The organism is Oleiphilus sp. HI0086 (assembly GCF_001635225.1).
Window position 1 is genome coordinate 1 of the sequence record NZ_LWFZ01001045.1, and the last position, 1,325, is coordinate 1,325.

The window sequence follows — 1,325 nt, forward strand, 5'->3', positions numbered from 1 at the left end:
GTGATGAAAACCTACCTTGTGGGTGGTGCTGTACGTGACTCTTTGCTCGAAATTAACAGCAAGGATAAAGACTGGGTCGTAGTAGGTAGCAACCCAGACGAGATGCTTAAACAAGGCTTTACCCAGGTCGGCCAAGACTTCCCTGTATTTCTCCACCCCAAAACTAGAGAAGAGTACGCTCTTGCGCGGACAGAGCGTAAAAACGGTCAGGGCTACCAAGGCTTCAGCTTTGACACGTCAAAATCAATCACTTTAGAACAAGACCTTATCAGAAGAGACCTAAGCATTAATGCGATGGCAATGAGCGCAGACGGTGAGCTGATTGATCCGTATGGCGGTCAAGACGATCTGAAGAACAGACTACTCAGGCACGTCTCGCCAGCCTTCACAGAAGACCCACTAAGAATTCTACGCGTGGCTCGTTTCGCTGCTCGCTTTTATCACCTCGGCTTTAAAATAGCTGACGAAACACTCGATTTCATGAGCAAAATGGTTCTGAAAGGTGAGGCAAATCATTTAGTCCCTGAGCGTATCTGGCAAGAAACTGAACGAGCACTAAGTGAAAAGTCCCCTTGGATTTATTTTGAAGCACTTAGAAAAGTTGGCTGCCTGAAAGTCGTATTCCCGGAAATCGATGCGCTATTTGGCATTCCTCAGCCAGAAAAGTACCACCCAGAAATCGACTGTGGCATCCACGCTCTCATGTCCTTGGAGCAAGCTAGTCAACTAAGCCAATCAAAACAAGTTCGCTTTGCTGCTCTTACACACGACTTGGGAAAAGCTTGTACCGCCCCTGAAAAATGGCCAAGCCATCATGGCCATGAGCGCCTAGGTTTAGAGCCGATAAAGAAGCTCTGTGAACGAAATCGAGTACCGAATGAATACCGAGACCTGGCATGTTTATGCAGTGAATATCACACGCACATCCATAAAGCTTTTGAGTTAAGAAGTGAAACCATTCTGAAAGTTTTAAAGCAGTGCGACGCCTTTAGACGCCCTGAGCGCTTTGCAGAAATATTACTGTGCAGCAAGGCAGACTCACGAGGTAGGACCGGGTTTGAAAAGGCGCAATACCAACAAGCAGATCTTTTTAGCCGGATATTACACACTCTCAGCTTAATCACCACAAAAGAGATCGTTGCCGAGGGCTACAAAGGGAAAGAAATTGGCGAGCAGCTAGACCGTTTACGAAAAGAAAAAATAAAGCAGATAAAAAGCACTTATGAAGGAGAAAACTCGCCCACTAGCTGAGCATTTTTAAATCCGCACTGACGCCAAGCCTCATAACTTATGATTGCCACTGCATTGGACAAGTTTAGGCTTCT

1 protein-coding gene is annotated in these 1,325 nt (G+C 46.2%); it reads left to right on the plus strand.

All coding sequences use genetic code 11. The features are described 5' to 3' along the window. The coding region (locus A3756_RS18725; protein WP_368664598.1) for a multifunctional CCA addition/repair protein at positions 1–1,251 on the plus strand (1,251 nt) is incomplete at its 5' end. Positions 1,252–1,325: the final 74 nt, after the last annotated feature.